The organism is Massilia terrae, from assembly GCF_024753145.1.
Classification (GTDB): domain Bacteria; phylum Pseudomonadota; class Gammaproteobacteria; order Burkholderiales; family Burkholderiaceae_D; genus Telluria; species Telluria terrae.
In genome coordinates this window covers 475449-493680 of record NZ_JANUGU010000002.1, presented here as the reverse complement: position 1 = coordinate 493680, position 18232 = coordinate 475449, and the positions used below count along the sequence as shown (strand labels likewise).

Annotated in this window: 19 protein-coding genes and 1 other RNA gene; 8 read left to right on the top strand and 12 right to left on the bottom strand. The window is 64.0% G+C overall.

Annotation, left to right across the window (positions count from 1 at the left end):
- Window positions 1-26 precede the first annotated feature (26 nt).
- The 3 genes from NX778_RS09520 to groES form a co-directional block, all read right to left on the bottom strand.
- Complete coding sequence (locus NX778_RS09520; RefSeq protein ID WP_258811486.1) at window positions 27-401, bottom strand: DUF488 domain-containing protein; 375 nt, start codon at window positions 399-401, stop codon at window positions 27-29.
- A 162-nt stretch (window positions 402-563) separates the two neighbouring features.
- Window positions 564-2207, bottom strand: coding sequence for a chaperonin GroEL (gene groL / locus NX778_RS09515; RefSeq protein ID WP_258811485.1), 1644 nt, complete (start codon window positions 2205-2207; stop codon window positions 564-566).
- A gap of 39 nt (window positions 2208-2246) precedes the next feature.
- Entirely contained in the window at window positions 2247-2537 is a 291-nt protein-coding gene (groES, locus tag NX778_RS09510; protein ID WP_258811484.1) for a co-chaperone GroES, read from the bottom strand.
- Between the two features lie 467 nt (window positions 2538-3004).
- On the opposite strand from groES, the gene NX778_RS09505 reads away from it, so the two are divergent.
- The 5 genes from NX778_RS09505 (at window position 3005) to NX778_RS09485 (ending at window position 5079) form a co-directional block, all read left to right on the top strand.
- Window positions 3005-3187, top strand: coding sequence for a DUF904 domain-containing protein (locus NX778_RS09505; RefSeq protein WP_307727986.1), 183 nt, complete (start codon window positions 3005-3007; stop codon window positions 3185-3187).
- Entirely contained in the window at window positions 3184-3495 is a 312-nt protein-coding gene (locus tag NX778_RS09500; protein ID WP_258811482.1) for a cell division protein ZapA, read from the top strand. The genes NX778_RS09505 and NX778_RS09500 overlap by 4 nt, the downstream gene beginning before the upstream one ends.
- 45 nt (window positions 3496-3540) lie before the next feature.
- Window positions 3541-3721, top strand: a non-coding RNA gene (gene ssrS, locus NX778_RS09495) — 6S RNA.
- Between the two features lie 90 nt (window positions 3722-3811).
- Window positions 3812-4279 (top strand): EVE domain-containing protein, encoded by a 468-nt coding sequence (locus tag NX778_RS09490; RefSeq protein ID WP_258811481.1) that lies wholly within the window; start codon window positions 3812-3814, stop codon window positions 4277-4279.
- Window positions 4279-5079: a sulfite exporter TauE/SafE family protein gene (locus tag NX778_RS09485; RefSeq protein ID WP_258811480.1), complete on the top strand. Its 801-nt coding sequence runs from the start codon at window positions 4279-4281 to the stop codon at window positions 5077-5079. The genes NX778_RS09490 and NX778_RS09485 overlap by 1 nt, the downstream gene beginning before the upstream one ends.
- Here NX778_RS09485 and lgt read toward each other — a convergent pair.
- The 3 genes from lgt to NX778_RS09470 form a co-directional block, all read right to left on the bottom strand.
- Entirely contained in the window at window positions 5076-5918 is an 843-nt protein-coding gene (gene lgt / locus NX778_RS09480; protein ID WP_258811479.1) for a prolipoprotein diacylglyceryl transferase, read from the bottom strand. The two genes, NX778_RS09485 and lgt, sit on opposite strands and share 4 nt — an antisense overlap.
- Before the next feature lies 1 nt (window position 5919).
- Window positions 5920-6807, bottom strand: a complete 888-nt coding sequence (locus tag NX778_RS09475) for a LysR family transcriptional regulator (protein WP_258811478.1) — start codon at window positions 6805-6807, stop codon at window positions 5920-5922.
- Window positions 6808-7031: 224 nt separating this feature from the next.
- Window positions 7032-7253, bottom strand: coding sequence for a TIGR04438 family Trp-rich protein (locus tag NX778_RS09470; protein WP_258811477.1), 222 nt, complete (start codon window positions 7251-7253; stop codon window positions 7032-7034).
- Window positions 7254-7426: 173 nt separating this feature from the next.
- Between NX778_RS09470 and NX778_RS09465 the strand changes: the two genes are divergently transcribed.
- Window positions 7427-7741: a c-type cytochrome gene (locus tag NX778_RS09465; RefSeq protein WP_258811476.1), complete on the top strand. Its 315-nt coding sequence runs from the start codon at window positions 7427-7429 to the stop codon at window positions 7739-7741.
- Window positions 7742-7854: 113 nt separating this feature from the next.
- Here the strand turns inward: NX778_RS09465 and NX778_RS09460 are convergent, their stop codons facing one another.
- The 6 genes from NX778_RS09460 to folD all read right to left on the bottom strand — a co-directional run bounded on the left by NX778_RS09460 (window position 7855) and on the right by folD (window position 13703).
- Window positions 7855-8991: a branched-chain amino acid ABC transporter substrate-binding protein gene (locus NX778_RS09460; RefSeq protein ID WP_258811475.1), complete on the bottom strand. Its 1137-nt coding sequence runs from the start codon at window positions 8989-8991 to the stop codon at window positions 7855-7857.
- Between the two features lie 109 nt (window positions 8992-9100).
- Window positions 9101-9592, bottom strand: a complete 492-nt coding sequence (locus NX778_RS09455) for a DUF2486 family protein (RefSeq protein ID WP_258811474.1) — start codon at window positions 9590-9592, stop codon at window positions 9101-9103.
- Window positions 9589-10014: a DNA polymerase III subunit chi gene (locus NX778_RS09450; protein WP_258811473.1), complete on the bottom strand. Its 426-nt coding sequence runs from the start codon at window positions 10012-10014 to the stop codon at window positions 9589-9591. Before NX778_RS09450 ends, NX778_RS09455 begins: the two co-directional genes overlap by 4 nt.
- Window positions 10015-10016: 2 nt before the next feature.
- Window positions 10017-10673: a glutaredoxin family protein gene (locus tag NX778_RS09445; protein ID WP_258811472.1), complete on the bottom strand. Its 657-nt coding sequence runs from the start codon at window positions 10671-10673 to the stop codon at window positions 10017-10019.
- A 27-nt stretch (window positions 10674-10700) separates the two neighbouring features.
- Window positions 10701-12797 (bottom strand): M3 family metallopeptidase, encoded by a 2097-nt coding sequence (locus NX778_RS09440; RefSeq protein WP_370661326.1) that lies wholly within the window; start codon window positions 12795-12797, stop codon window positions 10701-10703.
- A 60-nt stretch (window positions 12798-12857) separates the two neighbouring features.
- Window positions 12858-13703, bottom strand: a complete 846-nt coding sequence (gene folD / locus NX778_RS09435; RefSeq protein ID WP_258811470.1) for a bifunctional methylenetetrahydrofolate dehydrogenase/methenyltetrahydrofolate cyclohydrolase FolD — start codon at window positions 13701-13703, stop codon at window positions 12858-12860.
- 430 nt (window positions 13704-14133) lie between these two features.
- Here folD and aceE point away from each other — a divergent pair, with 430 nt between their 5' ends.
- Window positions 14134-16830 (top strand): pyruvate dehydrogenase (acetyl-transferring), homodimeric type, encoded by a 2697-nt coding sequence (gene aceE, locus NX778_RS09430; RefSeq protein WP_258811469.1) that lies wholly within the window; start codon window positions 14134-14136, stop codon window positions 16828-16830.
- Between the two features lie 73 nt (window positions 16831-16903).
- Entirely contained in the window at window positions 16904-18232 is a 1329-nt protein-coding gene (gene aceF, locus NX778_RS09425) for a dihydrolipoyllysine-residue acetyltransferase (RefSeq protein ID WP_258811468.1), read from the top strand.

Here is an 18232-nt window from a genome sequence, read left to right as displayed (position 1 = left end):
GTTTGCTTGGCTCTGGCGATCGAAGCCTAGGGCCGGGCATCCAACAGAAATGCGCGCAGTGCAACGGCGTCGTTGTGGAGCTCATCCTTGGCGGCATACACCAGCGTGACCGTCCCCTTGCGCGCCAGTGTGCGAATCCGCTCCACCGCCTCGGCGTGCTGGCGCAGCTCGCCGGCGTAGCGGATCTGGAACTCGTCCCAGCGGGAAGGCTCGTGATTGAACCATTGGCGCAGCTCGGTACTCGGCGCCAATTCCTTTTCCCACAGGTCGAGCGCCGCGTCGGCTTTGGCAACGCCGCGCGGCCATAAACGGTCGACCAGGATGCGGGTACCGTCGTCCGGGCCCGGTGCTTCGTAGGCCCGCTTCAGCCGGACCTTGCCGGCGCTGATTCGGTTGCTCACGTCTCGCTCCTTTCTTGCAGTGGCCCGCGATGGCTGCGTTCCCTGATTCTGCCACCAAGCGGCCGGAGCGCGGGATGAAAAAAAGCCTGCAAGGCGCAAACCCTGCAGGCTTTTTCGTGGAGCAGCGCACCGGCGCGTGGCCGGCGCAGCGGTCCGGCTTGATTACATCATGCCGTCCATGCCCATGCCGCCCATGCCACCCATGCCGCCCATGCCGCCGGCCGGTTTGTCTTCGACGACTTCCGAAACCATGCAGTCGGTGGTCAGCATCAGGCCGGCGATCGACGCTGCGTTCTGCAGTGCCGAGCGGGTGACCTTGGCCGGATCCAGCACGCCCATTTCGACCATGTCGCCGTAGGTGCCGTTGGCGGCGTTGTAGCCGTAGTTGCCCTTGCCAGCCAGGACGGCTGCGACCACGACCGACGGCTCGTCGCCGGCGTTCTGGACGATCATGCGCAGCGGCTCTTCCATTGCGCGCAGGACGATCTTGATGCCTGCTTCCTGGTCCGCGTTGTCGCCCTTGACGGTCAGCGAAGCGCGAGCGCGCAGCAGGGCCACGCCGCCGCCAGCCACGATGCCTTCTTCGACGGCAGCGCGGGTAGCGTGCAGCGCGTCTTCCACGCGTGCTTTCTTCTCTTTCATCTCGACTTCGGTGGCAGCGCCGACCTTGATCACGGCAACGCCGCCGGCCAGCTTGGCCACGCGCTCTTGCAGCTTCTCGCGGTCGTAGTCGGAGGTCGCTTCTTCGATCTGGGTGCGGATCTGCTTGACGCGGCTTTCAATGCCGTCAGCGGCGCCGGCGCCATCGATGATGATGGTGTTTTCCTTGCCCACTTCGACACGCTTGGCCTGGCCGAGTTCCTGCAGCGTGACCTTTTCCAGGGTCAGGCCGACTTCTTCCGAAATCACCTGGCCGCCGGTCAGGATGGCGATGTCTTCCAGCATGGCCTTGCGGCGGTCGCCGAAGCCCGGCGCCTTGACTGCGACAGTCTTCAGGATGCCGCGGATGTTGTTGACCACCAGGGTTGCCAGCGCTTCGCCTTCCAGGTCTTCAGCGATGATGACCAGCGGACGGCCCGACTTGGCGACTTGCTCCAGCACCGGCAGCAGATCGCGGATGTTCGAGATCTTCTTGTCGCACAGCAGGATGAACGGGTTCTCGTGGATCGCGACTTGCTTGTCCGGGTTGTTGATGAAGTACGGCGACAGGTAGCCGCGGTCGAACTGCATGCCCTCGACGATGTCCAGTTCGTCGGTCAGCGACTTGCCGTCTTCGACGGTGATGACGCCTTCCTTGCCGACTTTTTCCATCGCTTCAGCGATGCGCTCGCCAACGGACGAATCCGAGTTGGCCGAGATGGTGCCGACTTGCGCGATCTCTTTCGAGGTGGTGGTCGGCTTGGCGATTTTCTTCAGCTCTTCGACGGTGGCGGCGACGGCCTTGTCGATGCCGCGCTTCAGGTCCATCGGGTTCATGCCGGCGGCAACGTACTTCATGCCTTCGCGCACGATGGCTTGCGCCAGCACGGTCGCGGTGGTGGTGCCGTCACCAGCGTTGTCGCTGGTCTTGGAAGCGACTTCCTTGACCATCTGCGCGCCCATGTTCATCAGCTTGTCTTTCAGCTCGATCTCTTTCGCGACCGAGACGCCGTCCTTGGTGACGGTCGGGGCGCCGAAGGAGCGCTCCAGCACGACGTTGCGGCCTTTCGGGCCCAGGGTGACTTTGACGGCGTTGGCCAGGATGTTGACGCCTTCGACCATCTTGTTGCGGGCGATATCGCCAAACACGACTTCTTTAGCTGCCATTGTTATTTCTCCGTGATTTTCGTGGAATTTTGGACTGGATTAGTCGACCAGGACGGCCATGATGTCTTCTTCGCGCATGACGAGCAGTTCCTCTCCCTTGACCTTGACGCTCTGGCCCGAGTATTTGCCGAACAGGACGCGGTCGCCGACCTTCACTTCCAGCGGACGAACCTGGCCGTTTTCCTGCACTTTGCCGTTGCCCACGGCGAGGATTTCGCCCTGGTCCGGTTTCTCAGCGGCGGCATCCGGGATGATCAGGCCGGATGCAGTCTTGGTTTCCTGGTCGAGACGCTTCACGATAACGCGATCGTGCAGAGGACGAAGGTTCATGCAAAACTCCTTTAAATTCAGTGGTTTGACTGGCATTGAGCAGCTGTTAAGGGAAGCTGCCGGTCCGGAAAGTGTTGTTAGCACTCACCGCTAACGAGTGCTAATTATAGGGACGATAATTCAGCATTTCAAGCAGGGGTGTTGCGGGTTTGAAGCTTATTTTTTGAGCGCGGTCAATCAGACGGGCCAGCTTGTGTCAATAAAAGGGCGGCGTCCATCGTCGCATGCTTCAGTGACCGCTCGATGAAATGGGTTCCGGCCTGCGCACAAAACCCGGAGCCTACCACCGCTCGGCGCCTGCCCGCCGCACGATCCGCAGCCCGCGATGCGCGCCGGCGCGCGCGCGGCAGTGGTGTACTATGCGGCGTGCCGCCCAATCTGTTGACGGACTTTCCTTTCCAGTCCTATAGTTACGAATGATTTCCGAATTCCAAGACCTATCCGACAAAATCTCTCGGCTTGCCGAGATGACCGAGTCCCTGCGTCGCGAGAATGCGCAACTGCGCCAGTCCAACAAACTGCTCAGCGAAGAAAACGCCGCCTACCTGCAGCGCCTGGCCGAAGCGCAGCAGCGTGTCGAGGCGCTGCTCGCCCAGTTGCCCGCGCCGGAAGACGAAACCGCCACCGACGAAGCCGAGGCCATCGAATGATCCACCTGGATGTCAACATCATGGGCCAGCCGTATCGCCTGGCTTGCAAGGAAGGCGAGGAGAGCACGCTGCGTGAAGCCGTGCACTATCTCGACGCCAAGATGAGCGCCTTGCGCGACTCCGGCAAGGTGAAAGGCACCGACCGCATCGCGGTGATGGCCGCGCTCAGCGTGGCCGCCGAATTCCTGTCGGTGAAGTCGCCGCAAGGTCCGCTGTCGGACATGTCGATTTTGGAAGTCAAGCAGAAACTCGAGGCCATGCATGGCGTGTTGGACAACGCGCTTATGCCGCAGGAAAACCTGTTTTAAAGGCCAATTTCGTTTGACATGCCGGTTCAAGGGAGTAAACTGCGTCTGACCCTGCGGTGTTCGAACTTGCCATATACTCCTTGAACCATTCTGTTGCAAAGGTTGTGGAATATGTTCGATGGGCGTGAGCGTCGCTCGTTCGATGAACCCGAAATTGAACTGACTACGACCACCTGAGCCATTTCGGTTCGGGATGCCGGCAAAAAACGGCACAGGCGGGGCACAAATCCGAAAGCGGTTGCGTTTCAAAAGCGCAGCCGCTTTTTTATGCGCGCTGCAATCGCGCGCGATGCGACCGACGAAGAAAGCGGAAAAAATGCGCTATTGGTTGATGAAGTCCGAACCGGACGAAGTCAGTTTCGATGACGTCCTCGCCTCGCCCAGGCACACCACCGCGTGGTTCGGCGTGCGCAACTACCAGGCCCGCAATTTCATGCGCGACCAGATGCAGCCGGGCGACGGCGTCCTGTTCTATCACTCCAGCTGCGCGGTGCCGGGCGTGGCCGGTATTGCCGAGGTGGCCAGCGGCCCGTATCCGGACGAATCGCAATTCGACCCGGCGAGCAAATACTTCGACCCCAAGGCCACGCGCGAACAGCCGCGCTGGATGTCGATCGACGTGACAGCGGTGGAGCAGGGCCGCTATCTCCCGCTCACTGAAATGCGCGAGTTGCCCGCGCTTGAAGACATGGTCCTGCTGCGCAAGGGCAGCCGCCTGTCCATTTCGCCGGTCACTGCGGACGAATGGAAGGCCGTCGTGAAACGCGTGCGCGCAAAGGCCTGATGGACGTCGGAATGATTGTGGCGCTGCTCGCGATGGGCAGCTTCGGCGGATTCGCGGCCGGCCTGCTTGGCATCGGCGGCGGCATGATCCTGGTTCCCTTCATCACCATGATTTTCACGGCGCGCCATATCGCGCCGGAGCTGATCGTGCACATGGCGATCGCGACTTCGCTGGCGACCATCATGTTCACGTCGCTGTCCTCGGTGCGCGCGCATCACCTCCATGGCGCGGTGCTGTGGAAGGTGGTCGCGATGCTGGCGCCGGGCATCCTGATCGGATCGTGGATCGGCCCCTGGATCGGCAAGCAAATGAATACGCACCTGCTGTCGGTCGTGTTCGGCCTGTTCGTCGCATTTTCGGCCACGCAAATGCTGCTGCCGAAAAGGCCGTCCGCGGCGCGCGAGTTGCCGAAGGAGCCGGGCATGCTGGCCATGGGCGGATTGATCGGCGTCGTGGCAGGGCTGGTCGGCGCCGGCGGCGGCTTCATCTCGGTGCCGTTCATGACATGGTGTAACGTCCGGATCCACAACGCCGTCGGCACCAGCGCGGCGCTCGGCTTCCCGATCGCGTTTGCGGGGACGATGTCGAATATTTATTTCGGCTGGGGCGAGCCGGGATTGCCGCAGTATTCGCTGGGCTTTATCTATTTGCCGGCACTGCTCTTGATTGCGCTGGCGAGTGTCACGCTGGCGCCGGTCGGCGCGCGGCTGGCGCACCGCATGCCGGTGCGCCGCCTGCAGAAAATCTTTGCGTTCATTTTGTACGCCCTGGCCGCGTACATGCTGGCGAAAGCGTTTTAAGCGGTGGCCGTGCGGCGGCCTTCCGGGCGGTAGGCCCAGACCAGCATGATGATGCCGGCCACAATCATCGGCACCGACAGGATCTGGCCGGACGACAGCGTCACGCCGGCAATGGTCGTTTGCCAATCCGGCACGCGGAAGTATTCGGTGAAGAAGCGCGCGCAGCCGTACAGCAAGGTGTACAGGGCGCCGACGGCGAGGCGCGGCCGCGGCTTGCGCGCGAACAGCCACACGATGATGAAGCACAGCAGGCCATCGACCAGCGCCTGGTAGAGCGGCGACGGATGGACCGGCGCCGGCAGCCAGAGCGGATGGGCCGCGGTCGACTCCGGGGCCGGCCACCACATCGCCCACGGCAGGGAGGGATCGGCCGGACGGCCCGGCAGCTCATGGTTGATGAAGTTGCCGAGGCGGCCGAAGGCATAGCCGAGCGGGACCATCGGCGCGATGAAATCGTAGACGTCGAGCAGATTGCGTCCGCGCTTGCGGGCCCACAGCGCCATCGCGATCAGCACGCCGATGAAGCCGCCGTGGTAGGACATGCCGCCGTTCCAGACTTTGATGATGTCGAGCGGGTGTGAAAAGTAGAAGGCCGGCTCGTAGAACAGCACTTCGCCCAGCCGTCCGCCGAGGATCACGCCGAGCATGCCATAAAACAGCATGTCGTCGAGGTCTTCGTATTTCCAGCCCTGGGCGGCGACGTGCGGCTGGGTCTTGATGCGCACGCGGCCCAGGATCAGGAACAGCGCGAAGGCCAGCACATACATCAGTCCGTACCAATGGACCTGGACGGGGCCGATCGAAAATGCGATCGGGTTCGGCTGCGGGTGGACCAGCATGTCAGTTCTTCCTTAGTAATTCGATGAAGCCGCGCAGCACGGGCGAGGCATTGTCGCGGCGCCAGGCCAGGCCGGTCTCGACCAGCGGCGTGGGATCGGCCAGGGCGCGGTATTCGACGCCCGGGCGCATCAGGTTCGACACCGATTGTGGCACAAGCGCGAGGCCCATGCCAGCCGACACCAGGCTGACGATGGTCTGCATCTGGATGGCTTCCTGGCCGATGACCGGGGTAATGCCGGCCGCGCGGAAGCAGGACAGGATGGCGTCGTGCAGGGCCGGCGAGATGGGGCGCGGGAAGATCACCAGCGGCAGGCGCGGCACGTCCTGCAGGCGCACCGGGCCGGGCTTGGCGAGCAGGCCGGCGGGGGCGCACAGGATCAGCGGTTCTTCCAGCACTTTCAGGTAATCGAGCTCGGCCTGGGCCTTGTCGGGCAGCGGCGGGATCAGCAGGCCGGCGTCGACGCGCTGGTGCAGGAGATCGTCGACCTGCACGTCGGAGGTCGCTTCCTGCAGCACCAGCTGGACGTGCGGATAGGCCTCGCGGTAGCGCAGCAGGAAGTTGGGCAGCACGCTGTAGTCGGCCGAGGTGACGAAGGCGAGGGCGATGCGGCCGGTTTCGCCGGCAGCGGCGCGGCGCACCAGCTCGGGCAGGTCGGAGGCTTGGGCCAGCATGCGGCGCGCTTCGGGCAGCAGGGCGGCGCCGGCGGCGGTCAGCGTGACGTGGCGGCGGCTGCGCAGGAACAGGGGCGCGCCCAGCTGCTCTTCCAGCGCGGCGATGGCCTGCGACAGCGGCGGCTGGGTCATGTGCAGCTTCTCCGCGGCACGGCCGAAGTGCAGCTCGTCGGCGACGGTGGCGAAGTAGCGGAGCTGGCGGAGTTCGATGTTCATGGGCTTGACCACAACCCTTAAAACCGTCGTCCCCGCGCAGGCGGGGACCCATGGACCATATGAGTCATTGAAACTAGGGCATGGGCCGCGTTGTGCTCAAGCTCAGCATGGGTCCCCGCCTGCGCGGGAACGACGGTTGCACGGGGTGATATGTTTTGCGACTGGAAATGGCATTATTGATATGCCAAGCATATCACAGCCTTCCCGCCAGCCCCTGCGCCAGCTCAGCGCTTATTGAAGGTATCGTTGATGCGCTTCTTGCGCCGTTTTTCATCCTCGGCGTGTTCCTTGCGCTTGTCGAGGCCCAGCATCTTCTCGATGAATTCGAACCAGATGAAGGCCGCCACCATCAGCCCGACGATGTACCACCAGGACAGTTCGGCAAACTTCCACACCTCGAAGTAACGCAGGACGACCAGGGCGAGGATCAAGAGAATCAGTGGCATGTGCAGCTCCTTTAACTCCCAGAATATTACTTGCGGGAATCGTTTCTGGCAAAATCCTGTTACACAATATGTGGTCAACGGCTGCACTGGCTGGCCCGTTTTGTGTAGCATGCGTCACAGTCGTGTGGCGAAAACACGCTAGAATGCCCGAACATTCCTTTTGGAGAGTCAAGATGAAACGGTCCCTGATGTTAATCGCCGCTGTCGCGGCCCTGGCATCGAGCAGCGCCTTCGCCCAGGATGCAGCGGCGCTGGCCAAGTCCAAGAACTGCATGTCGTGCCACGCCGTCGCAACCAAGCTGGTCGGCCCGGCCTACAAGGACGTGGCGGCCAAGTACGCCGGTCAAAAGGGCGCGGAAGACAAGCTGGTGCAAAAGGTCATGAAGGGCGGCTCTGGCGTCTGGGGCTCGGTGCCGATGCCGGCCAACCCGCAAGTCAGCGATGCCGAGGCGCACGAGCTGGTGAAGTGGGTACTGTCGCAGAAATAATCGCGAAGCTTGAATGAAAGACGCGCCTCGATGGGCGCGTTTTTTATTAGCGCTTGAAATAAGAAAGAACGTCGTTCCCGCCTTCGGGGGAACGACGTTCTCTCTTCATCAAATTAGTGCAGCACTTCCATCTTGGTCTTCTTGCCGCCCTTGTAGGTGAACAGGGTCAGCGGCGCATCCTTCAAATCGCCGTTCTGGTCGAACTGGATGGTCCCGGTCACGCCTTCGTACTTGATCTTCTTGAGCTCGGGCAGGTACTTGGCCGGCTGGGCTGACTTCGCGTTCTGCATCGCCTGCGCCAACACCATTACCGCATCATAGACGTAGGGCGCATACAGCTGCACGCCGACCGGGTAGCGCTTCTGGAAGCGCGCGCGGAAGTCTTCCATCACCTTTTCCTGCGGCCCGCTCACGCCGCCAGCTTCCGCGCAGATCACGCGGCCTTCACCGATCGCATCGCCCGCCAGGCGCGGCAGCGCTTCCGTGCACATGCCGTCGCCGCCCATCATGATCGCGTTGACGCCCAGCGCCTTCATCTGCTTGAGCATCGGCCCGGCCACCGAGTCCATGCCGCCGAAGAAGATCACGTCAGGCTTGGTTGCGCGGATCTTGGTCAGGATCGCGGTGTAGTCGGTGTTGGTCGCTTGCGTGAACTCCTTCGCCACGACCTTGGTGTGCGTGCCGCGCAGGCCCTTCACGAATTCGCTGGCGACGCCCTGGCCGTAGGTGGTGCGGTCGTCGATGATGGCGATGTTCTTCGCCTTCAGGTTATTGGCCGCGTACTTCGCGACCACGCTGCCGAGCTTTTCATCGCTGGCGACCACGCGGAACGCGCCCGGGAAGTGCTGCCTGGTGTACTGCGGCGCGGTGGTGGCCGGCGAGATTTCGGGAATGCCCGCATCGTTGTAGATCTTCGAGGCCGGCACGGTGGTGCCCGAGTTGAGGTGCCCGATCACGCCATTGACCTTGGCGTCCACCAGCTTTTGCGCGACCGCGGTGCCCTGCTTGGGATCGGCGCCGTCGTCCTCCAGCAGCAGCTGCAAGGTGACCTTCTTGCCGTTGATCGTGAACGGCTTGGCATTGAGCTCGTCGATCGCCATGCGCGCGGCATTTTCCATGTCCTTGCCCAGGTGGGCGCTGGGGCCGGAGACCGGCGACACGTGGCCGATCTTGACGACTTCCTGCGCGGATGCGCTGCCGGCGAAGGCCATGGCGATGGCAATGGGGATGAGCTTGATGGTGGACTGCATGGACGATCTCCGATGAAGTAGGCGACTGGGATTTGCGCTTCAAAAGGTACAACAAATTGCCAGCTTCGCATAGGGGAATGCGGAGGCCGGCAAGCGGCGGGAGGAATCGTCAGTGGTTGACGCTTTTCAGGTGCGCCAGCTCCTGCGCCACGGCGCGGGTGACGATCTGCTCGATGGTCTGGGCGAGGCCGCCGCGAATCTCGTCGGTCAGGCCGGCCAGCGCGTGCTGCAGCACGTCGGCCATGCTGTCGCGCAGGCGCTGCTGCAGGACGAAGTCGACGCGGCCTTGCAGCTGCTGCAGGATGCGTTCGGACAGGCGCAGTTCGAGTGCGGCCCAGTCGTCGTCGGATAGCTGGGTGGCGGCGCGGTGTTCGAGATCAGGCGCGGGCGTGGCTTCGGTGGGGGACTCCGGGGGGAGCCGAGCCCCTGCGCCGGAACGACGATCACGATCTGAGTCGCTATCGGTCGATGCCGTCTCCGCCGCATCGGGCAGCACCACTTCGGCCACGGCGGCGTCGGCGGTGGCCGGTGCGGGCGCGGTTTCGCGCACGACTTCGGTCAGGACGGGAATACTCGAATCGTCGAATGCATCCTGGCTCATGTCTGCCCCGCGACAAAGTGGGTGAGGGGGTATTCCTGCTTCTTGTAGGCGACGTAGCGCTGGCGGCCCGCGGCCGCGTCCTGCTCGTCGGTGGAGATGATCTCGAACACGCGCGTGAACTGCGCGAAGTGCGCCGGCGTGCGCTGGGTCAGGTTGACCAGCATGTCGTGGTGCGGCAGCGGCGCATCGTCGCTGTCGGCCACGATCACCGGCGTCTCGCCCGCCAGCGGATCGCCCGCCATGACGTGCGGGATGAAATCGGTGTCGCCGATCGTCCACAGCGCTTCGTTCAGCTGCGCGGCTTGTTGCGGGCCGTCGGCCAGCAGCACCACCTTGCCGCGCGATGCGTAGGCCTTGCGCGCCAGCCGGCAGGCGTAGGCCAGCTTGTCCGGGATATTGGTGTGGAAGTCGATACGGGTCATGGTCAGAACTGGAAGTCCTTGCTGCCGTTCTTCGGCGGTGGCTTGGGCGTGAACTTGGCCTTCTCTTCGGCTTCGCTCGCCGCCTCGGCCTGGCGTTTTGCGGCTTCCGTCGCCGCGACATCCTGCGTTGAAGGCTTGGGCGGCGCGGCCGGCGTGGCCTTCGCGAACTGGTAGCCGCGCGGGAGCGCCGATTGCGCTGGATATGACGCCGCATCGAGCGCATCGTTCCAGCCGCCCGCGTCGAAACCGGCGAGCTTGCGGCGTCCGACCACCAGCAGCGGCACCTGGCCGTCGCTGCCGGCTTCCTTCAGCTTTTGCTGGTCGTCGGCGCTGCTGACGGTTTTTTCGGCAAAGGGGATGCCGCGCTGCTTCAGGAATTTGCGCCCCAGGTCACACGGTGCGCACGCGCTGCTGGTGTACAGCGTGACCGGGTTGTTGCGAACTGCCTGCGCGAGCTCGTAGGGCAAGGCCGGACCGGTTTCCTCGCCGGACGGGGTTTTCACCTCGGCCTTGTTGAGGACCGAGGCGGGCGGCCGGTCGCCGAGATGGGTGACGCCATTCGCGTCCTTCCATTTGTACACCTGTGCGCTTGCGCTGGCCGCGCACAGCAGTGCGGCCAGGGCAAGGAGTTTGGCATTGTTCGATCCGTCTCGATTCATCCCGATACTATCTAAACCGTTCAGCTTTTAATGTCCGCCATCGTGCTGCTCGTGCATGCCGCTGTGGCGCATCAGCGCGTCGATCGAGGGCTCGCGGCCGCGGAAGGCCTTGAACGACTCCAGCGCCGGACGCGAACCGCCCACCGCCAGGATCTCGCGCTGGAAGCGCTTGCCCGTCTCGGAGGTCAGCTCGCCGCCACCGGCTTCCACTGCCTCCTCGAAAGCGGCATAGGCGTCCGCCGACAGCACCTCGGCCCACTTGTAGCTATAGTAACCCGCGGCATAGCCCCCGGCAAAGATATGGCCGAAGGAGTGCTGGAAGCGGTTGAAGGCCGGCGGGATCAGCACCGAGAACTTGCCGCGCACGTCGTCGATCAGCTGCTGCACCGTCTGCTGGCTGTTTGGATCGAAGTCGTAGTGCAAGTGCATGTCGATCAGCGAGAACTCCACCTGGCGCAACATCTGCATCCCGGACTGGAAGTTTTTCGCGGCCAGCATCTTGTCGTACAGCGCGCGCGGCAGCGGCTCGCCCGTCTTCACGTTCGAGGTCAGGTGCTGCAGCACTTCCCACTCCCAGCAGAAGTTCTCCATGAACTGCGAGGGCAGCTCCACCGCGTCCCATTCCACGCCCGAGATGCCGGACACCGACAGCTCGTCCACCTCGGTCAGCATGTGATGCAGGCCGTGCCCGAATTCGTGGAACAGGGTGATCACTTCGTCGTGCGTGAACAGCGAGGGCTGCAGCTTGCCGTCCACCGTGGCCGGCGGCGTGAAATTGCAGGTCAGGTAGGCGACCGGGGTCTGGACGACGCCGCCGGTGGCCATGCGGCGTCCGCGCGCGTCGTCCATCCACGCGCCCTGGCCTTTGCCCGGCCGCGCATACAGGTCGAGGTAGAACTGGCCGACCAGCTGGCCGTCGCGCTCGATGCGGAAGAAGCGCACGTCCGGATGCCAGACCGGCGCGTCGTCCGGCTTGATGGCCACAGAAAACAGCGAGGACACCAGCTTGAACAGGCCGTCGACCACCTTCGGCTCCGGGAAGTACTGCTTCACTTCCTGTGCCGAGAAGGCATAGCGCTTCTCGCGCAGCTTCTCGGAAGCGTAGGTCACGTCCCAGGCCTGCATGTCGGCGATTCCCAGTTCCGCCTTGGCGAAGTCGCGCAGCCCGGCCAGGTCCTTCTCGGCGAAGGGGCGGGCGCGGCGCGCGAGGTCTTCCAGGAATTCGATCACGTGCTCGGGATTCGGCGCCATCTTCGGCACCAGCGACACTTCCGCGAAGTTGCGGTAGTCGAGCAGGCGGGCTTCCTCGTCGCGCAGTTTGAGCAGTTGGGCGATGTTGGAGGTGTTGTCCCATTTTTCCAGCTCGCTGAACACCGCGCCCATCTCGGACGCCTTGGTGGCGTTGGCGCGGTAGATGGTCTCGCGCAGCTGGCGGTTGTCGGCGAACTGCAGCACCGGGAAGTAGGACGGGAAGTGCAGCGTGAACTGCCAGCCCTGCTTGCCGTCGGCTTCGGCGGAGGCGCGTGCGGCCTGCTTCACGTCGTCCGGGATGCCGGCCAGTTCGGGCTCGGACGCGACCACCAGCTTGTAGTCGTTGGTCGCGTCCAGCACGTTCTCGGAAAAGCGGGTCGAGATGGCGGCGTGCTGCTCCTGGATCTCGGCGAAGCGCTGCTTTTTATCTTCCGGCAGTTCGGCGCCGCCGAGGCGGAAGTCGCGCAGCGCGTTTTCGACGATGCGCTTGCGCGCCGGCGCCAGGTTGGCGAACTCCGGACTCGCGCGCAGCGCCTTGTATTTGTCGAACAGCGCTTCGTTCTGGCCCAGCGCGGTCCAGAACTCGGTCACCTTCGGCTGGTTCTGGTTGTAGGTCGCGCGCAGTTCCGGCGTGTCCATCACGTTGTTGAGATGGTTGACCACGCCCCACGCGCGGCCCAGCCGCTCGGTCGCTTCTTCGAGCGGGACCACGAAATTGTCCCAGCTGACGCTGTCCATCGGCGCTTCCAGCCGCTGCACGACGGCGCGCGCATCGGCGATCAGCTGTTCAATGGCCGGCGTGACGTACTCCGGCTTGAACTGGTCGAAGTGGAACAGGCCCGAAAAATCGAGCAGGGGATTGCCGGTCTCCATATTCATACGATTCCTTCCATGTCTTGTGGTTGCAGCCATCCCCGCGGGGCCTGGCCGCGCTCAGCCGCGTTCGGCGGCTTCGAGCGTATTCATCAGCAGCATCGTGATCGTCATCGGGCCGACGCCGCCCGGCACCGGGGTGATGTGCGAGGCGACCTCGCTCACCGGGCCGAAGTCGACGTCCCCGCACAGCTTGCCGTTGTCGTCGCGATTGATGCCGACGTCGATCACGATGGCGCCGGGCTTGACCATATCAGCGGTCACGGTATTGCGGCGCCCGACCGCGGCCACCACCACGTCCGCCTGGCGGGTGTGGTAGCCGATATCGGCGGTCGCGCTGTGGCAGATGGTGACGGTGGCGTTGGCTTGCAAGAGCAGCAAGGCCATCGGCTTGCCGACGGTGTTGCTGCGGCCGATCACGACGGCGTGCTTGCCGCGCAGGTCGACGCCGGTGCTCTCGATCAGCTTCATGCAGCCGTACGGGGTGCACGGGCGCAGGCCCGGCAGGTTGGCCATCAGTTCGCCGGCCGACATGACGGAGTAGCCGTCGACGTCCTTGGCCACCGCGATCGCTTCGATCACGCGCAGCGGGTTGATGTGGCGCGGCAGCGGCATCTGGACCAGGATGCCGTGGATCGCCGGGTCCTTGTTCAGCGCATCGATGCGGGCCAGCAGCGTGGCTTCGGTCAGGTCCGCCTCGTACTTTTCCAGCACGGAGTGGAAGCCGACGTCGTTGCAGGCCTTGACCTTGTTGCGTACGTACACCTGGCTGGCCGGGTCCTCGCCGACCAGGATCACGGCCAGGCCGGGCTGTTGGCCCTTGGCGGTGAGGGCGGCGGCGCGCTGGGCGATGTCGGCACGCAGTTGTTGGGAAAGTTTGACTCCGTCGATCAGTTGGGCGGGCATGTTATGGGCTCTTGGCTGGGCAAAAATGAAATTATAAAGCCGCCACCTATTGCGCGCCGCGCCCGGGGGAAGCGCGTCATATTCATGATCGGTGCGCAGCTCAGCTTTTCTCGGGAGCGGCCTGCAGCCCTTCCATTCGCCCATCGTCGTTCGCGCGCACGCGGGAACCCCATTTTCCAGAACTTTGCACCACGGTCGAGTTTTGTTGGTTTTGTGCGACTGCAGCAATTATTTGGCACGTCAAGACGTGGCCATCATTGTGCAATCGCAGCATGCGTTTTCGCATTATGAAATCGCATATCGTAATTTGAAAAATAAAAGACCTGCTGATAGAATCCAGCCACCTTTTCAAGTGTCAAAGTATTTACTGAAATCCGCAATTCGCCGCCAGCCACGGACGGATGGGGCGCCTTACCTAGGAGACGCATCAATGTCAGCTCAACTCGACCAGTTGACGGCCCTTGCCGCCAACGACCCGGATACGCTCGAGACCAAGGAATGGCTCGACGCGCTGGAAGCGGTCATCGAAAAAGAAGGGCCTGAGCGCGCCCACTACCTGATGGAGCGCCTGGTTGACCTGGCGCGCCGCAGCGGCGCCTCCATTCCGTTCTCCAGCAACACGGCGTACGTGAACACGATCCCGGCGGCCCAGGAAGCGCACTGCCCCGGCAATCTCGAATACGAAGAGCGCCTGCGCTCGTGGATGCGCTGGAACGCGATGGCGATGGTGGTCAAGGCCAACCGCGCCGACGGCGACCTCGGCGGCCACCTGGCCTCGTTCGCCTCGCTGGCCAACATGCTCGGCATCGGCTTCAACCACTTCTGGCACGCCCCGACCGAAGACCACGGCGGCGACCTGCTGTACATCCAGGGCCACAGCTCGCCCGGCATCTACGCGCGCGCCTTCCTCGAAGGCCGCCTGACCGAAGAGCAGCTGATCAACTTCCGCCGCGAAGTCGACGGCCACGGCCTGTCGTCCTACCCGCACCCGAAGCTGATGCCGGAATTCTGGCAGTTCCCGACCGTGTCGATGGGCCTGGGCCCGCTGATGGCGATCTACCAGGCGCGCTTCCTGAAGTACCTGCACGCACGCGGCATCGCCAATACCGAGAACCGCAAGGTCTGGGTGTTCTGCGGCGACGGCGAGATGGACGAGCCGGAATCGATGGGCGCGATCGGCATGGCCGCGCGCGAGCACCTCGACAACCTGGTCATGGTCGTCAACTGCAACCTGCAGCGCCTGGACGGCCCGGTGCGCGGCAACGGCAAGATCATCCAGGAACTGGAAGCGGACTTCCGCGGCGCCGGCTGGAATGTGGTCAAGGTCATCTGGGGTTCGAACTGGGACCCGCTGCTGGCCAAGGACAAGGACGGCATCCTCATGAAGGTCATGATGGAAACCGTCGACGGCGAATACCAGAACTACAAGGCGAAAGACGGCGCCTACGTCCGCAAGCACTTCTTCGGCAAGCATCCGAAGCTGCTGGAGATGGTCGCCAACATGAGCGACGACGACATCTGGCGCCTGACCCGCGGCGGCCACGATCCGCACAAGATCTACGCCGCGTTCAAGAACGCGCAGGATAACAAAGGCTCGCCGACCGTCATCCTGGCCAAGACCGTCAAGGGCTTCGGCATGGGCTCCTCGGGCGAGGCGCGCAACACCGCGCACCAGACCAAGAAGCTGACCGACCCGGCGGTGCGCGAAATGCGCGACCGCTTCAACCTCCCGATTTCGGACGAAGCGCTGCCGGATATCCCGTTCTTCAAGCCGTCCGAAGATTCGCCGGAGATGCAGTACCTGCACGAGCGCCGCAAGGCCCTGGGCGGCTACCTGCCGTCGCGCCGTCCGCAAGCCGACGAGCACCTGCCGGTGCCGCCGCTGGAGACCTTCAAGGCGGTGCTGGAGCCGACCGCTTCCGGCCGCGAGATCTCGACCACCCAGGCCTATGTGCGCGTGCTGACCACGCTCCTGAAGGACAAGGAAATCGGCCAGCGCGTGGTGCCGATCCTGGTCGACGAATCGCGTACCTTCGGCATGGAAGGCCTGTTCCGCCAGATCGGCATCTTCAACCAGCAGGGCCAGTTGTACGAGCCGGTCGACAAGGACCAGGTGATGTACTACCGCGAAGACAAGGCCGGCCAGATCCTGCAAGAGGGCATCAACGAAGCGGGCGGCATGTGCTCGTGGCTGGCGGCGGCGACCTCGTACTCGTCGAACAACCGCGTGATGATCCCCTTCTTCACCTACTACTCGATGTTCGGCCTGCAGCGCGTGGGCGACCTGGCCTGGCTGGCCGGCGACATCCGTGCGCGCGGCTTCCTGATGGGCGGCACCGCCGGCCGCACCACGCTGAACGGCGAGGGCCTGCAGCACGAAGATGGCCACAGCCACGTGTTCGCGGCAGCCATCCCGAACTGCGTGCCGTACGACCCGACCTTCGCGCACGAAGTGGCGGTGATCATCCATGACGGCCTGCGCCGCATGGTGGCGGAACAGGAAGACGTGTTCTACTACATCACCATCATGAACGAGAACTACGAGCAGCCGGGCCTGAAGGAAGGCCAGGAAGAGGGCATCCTGAAGGGCATGTACCTGTTCCAGGAAGGCGACAAGGACGCCAAGCAGCGCGTGCAGCTCATGGGCTCGGGCACGATCCTGCGCGAGTCGATCTTCGCCGCCGAACTGCTCAAGAACGACTGGGGCGTCGCCGCCGACATCTGGTCCTGCCCGTCGTTCACGCTGCTGGCCCGCGACGGCCAGGACGCCGAGCGCTGGAACATGGTCAATGTCGACAAGGACGCCCGCGTGCCGTACTTCACTCAGCAGCTGGCCGGCACCTCGGGCCCGATCGTGGCGACCACCGACTATATGCGCCTGTTCGCCGAACAGGTCCGCGCCTACGTGCCGAAGGGCCGCAACTACAAGGTGCTCGGCACCGACGGCTTCGGCCGCTCGGATTCGCGCGCCAAGCTGCGCGAGTTCTTCGAAGTGAACCGCTACTACATCACCGTGGCCGCGCTGAAGGCGCTGGCGGAAGACGGCGCGGTGCCGCAGTCGCTGGTGGCGCAGGCGGTGGCCAAGTACGGCATCGATCCGAACAAGCCGAATCCGGTGACCCAGTAATGCTCAAGGCATCGTCCCCGCACGCGCGGGGACGATGGCGCTTGGCTGAACAAAAAATACGGAGCTAAAAAACATGAGCATTGTTGAAGTCAAAGTCCCGGACATCGGCGACTTCAAGGACGTTGAAGTCATCGAACTGATGGTCAAGCCTGGCGACACGATCAAGGTCGACCAGTCGCTGGTCACGGTGGAATCGGACAAGGCCAGCATGGAGATCCCGTCGAGCCATGCCGGCGTGGTCAAGGAAATGAAGGTCAAGGTCGGCGACAAGATCAATCAGGGCGATATCGTGCTGGTCGTGGAAGCCGCCGAAGGCGCGGCCGCACCGGCTCCCGCAGAGGCAGCGCCGGTTCCGGCCGCAGCTGCTCCGGCCGCCGCCGCCCCGGCGCCCGCCGCGACGCCCGCGCCGACCGCGGCACCGGCGCCCGCCGCCGCGCCGGCAGCCGCGGCACCCGTCGCGACCGCGGCCGCCGGCAAGGCCCACGCTTCGCCGTCGATCCGCAAATTCGCCCGTGAACTGGGCGTGGACCTGGCACGCGTGCCGGGCAGCGGTCCGAAAGGCCGCATCACCCAGCAGGACGTGCAGAACTTCGTCAAGGGCGTGATGGCAGGCGGCGCAGCACCGGCAGCAGCCGGCGCGGCTGCAGGCGGCAGCGGCTTCAGCGTGCTGGCATGGCCGTCGCTCGACTTCTCCAAGTTCGGCCCGACCGAAACCGTGGCGCTGTCGCGCATCAAGAAGATCAGCGGCCCGAACCTGCACCGCAACTGGGTGATGATCCCGCACGTGACGCAGTTCGACGAAGCCGACGTGACCGACCTGGAGCAGTTCCGCGTCGACTCCAACGCCGCCTACGCCAAAGCCAAGTCCACCAACAAGCTGACCATGCTGGCGTTCGTGATCAAGGCCAGCGTCGCCGCGCTGAAGAAGTACCCGACCTTCAATTCCTCCCTGGACGAAGGCGGCGCCAACCTGATCGTCAAGCAGTACTACAACATCGGCTTCGCGGCCGACACGCCGAACGGCCTGGTGGTCCCGGTGATCAAGGACGCCGACAAGAAGTCGATCTCGCAGATCGCCGCCGAGATGACCGAGCTGTCCGCGCAGGCGCGCGACGGCAAGCTGTCGCCGACCGCGATGCAGGGCGCGACCTTCACCATCTCGTCGCTGGGCGGCATCGGCGGCACCGCGTTCACCCCGATCATCAACGCGCCGGAAGTGGCCATCCTCGGCCTGTCCAAGTCCGCGATGAAGCCGGTGTGGGACGGTTCGGCCTTCCAGCCGCGCCTGATGCTGCCGCTGTCGCTGTCGTACGACCACCGCGTGATCGACGGCGCCATGGCCGCGCGCTTCACCGCCTACCTGGCCGAAGTGCTGGCCGACCTGCGCAAGACCCTGCTGTAA

What these genes read in the sequence shown, in the direction of transcription:
- groL (WP_258811485.1), bottom strand. Translation starts at nt 2,207, where the DNA reads ATGGCAGCTAAAGAAGTCGTGTTTGGCGATATCGCCCGCAACAAGATG.
- groES (WP_258811484.1), bottom strand. Translation starts at nt 2,537, where the DNA reads ATGAACCTTCGTCCTCTGCACGATCGCGTTATCGTGAAGCGTCTCGAC.
- NX778_RS09505 (WP_307727986.1), top strand. Translation starts at nt 3,005, where the DNA reads ATGACCGAGTCCCTGCGTCGCGAGAATGCGCAACTGCGCCAGTCCAAC.
- NX778_RS09500 (WP_258811482.1), top strand. Translation starts at nt 3,184, where the DNA reads ATGATCCACCTGGATGTCAACATCATGGGCCAGCCGTATCGCCTGGCT.
- NX778_RS09490 (WP_258811481.1), top strand. Translation starts at nt 3,812, where the DNA reads ATGCGCTATTGGTTGATGAAGTCCGAACCGGACGAAGTCAGTTTCGAT.
- NX778_RS09485 (WP_258811480.1), top strand. Translation starts at nt 4,279, where the DNA reads ATGGACGTCGGAATGATTGTGGCGCTGCTCGCGATGGGCAGCTTCGGC.
- lgt (WP_258811479.1), bottom strand. Translation starts at nt 5,918, where the DNA reads ATGCTGGTCCACCCGCAGCCGAACCCGATCGCATTTTCGATCGGCCCC.
- NX778_RS09475 (WP_258811478.1), bottom strand. Translation starts at nt 6,807, where the DNA reads ATGAACATCGAACTCCGCCAGCTCCGCTACTTCGCCACCGTCGCCGAC.
- NX778_RS09470 (WP_258811477.1), bottom strand. Translation starts at nt 7,253, where the DNA reads ATGCCACTGATTCTCTTGATCCTCGCCCTGGTCGTCCTGCGTTACTTC.
- NX778_RS09465 (WP_258811476.1), top strand. Translation starts at nt 7,427, where the DNA reads ATGAAACGGTCCCTGATGTTAATCGCCGCTGTCGCGGCCCTGGCATCG.
- NX778_RS09460 (WP_258811475.1), bottom strand. Translation starts at nt 8,991, where the DNA reads ATGCAGTCCACCATCAAGCTCATCCCCATTGCCATCGCCATGGCCTTC.
- NX778_RS09455 (WP_258811474.1), bottom strand. Translation starts at nt 9,592, where the DNA reads ATGAGCCAGGATGCATTCGACGATTCGAGTATTCCCGTCCTGACCGAA.
- NX778_RS09450 (WP_258811473.1), bottom strand. Translation starts at nt 10,014, where the DNA reads ATGACCCGTATCGACTTCCACACCAATATCCCGGACAAGCTGGCCTAC.
- NX778_RS09445 (WP_258811472.1), bottom strand. Translation starts at nt 10,673, where the DNA reads ATGAATCGAGACGGATCGAACAATGCCAAACTCCTTGCCCTGGCCGCA.
- NX778_RS09440 (WP_370661326.1), bottom strand. Translation starts at nt 12,797, where the DNA reads ATGGAGACCGGCAATCCCCTGCTCGATTTTTCGGGCCTGTTCCACTTC.
- folD (WP_258811470.1), bottom strand. Translation starts at nt 13,703, where the DNA reads ATGCCCGCCCAACTGATCGACGGAGTCAAACTTTCCCAACAACTGCGT.
- aceE (WP_258811469.1), top strand. Translation starts at nt 14,134, where the DNA reads ATGTCAGCTCAACTCGACCAGTTGACGGCCCTTGCCGCCAACGACCCG.
- aceF (WP_258811468.1), top strand. Translation starts at nt 16,904, where the DNA reads ATGAGCATTGTTGAAGTCAAAGTCCCGGACATCGGCGACTTCAAGGAC.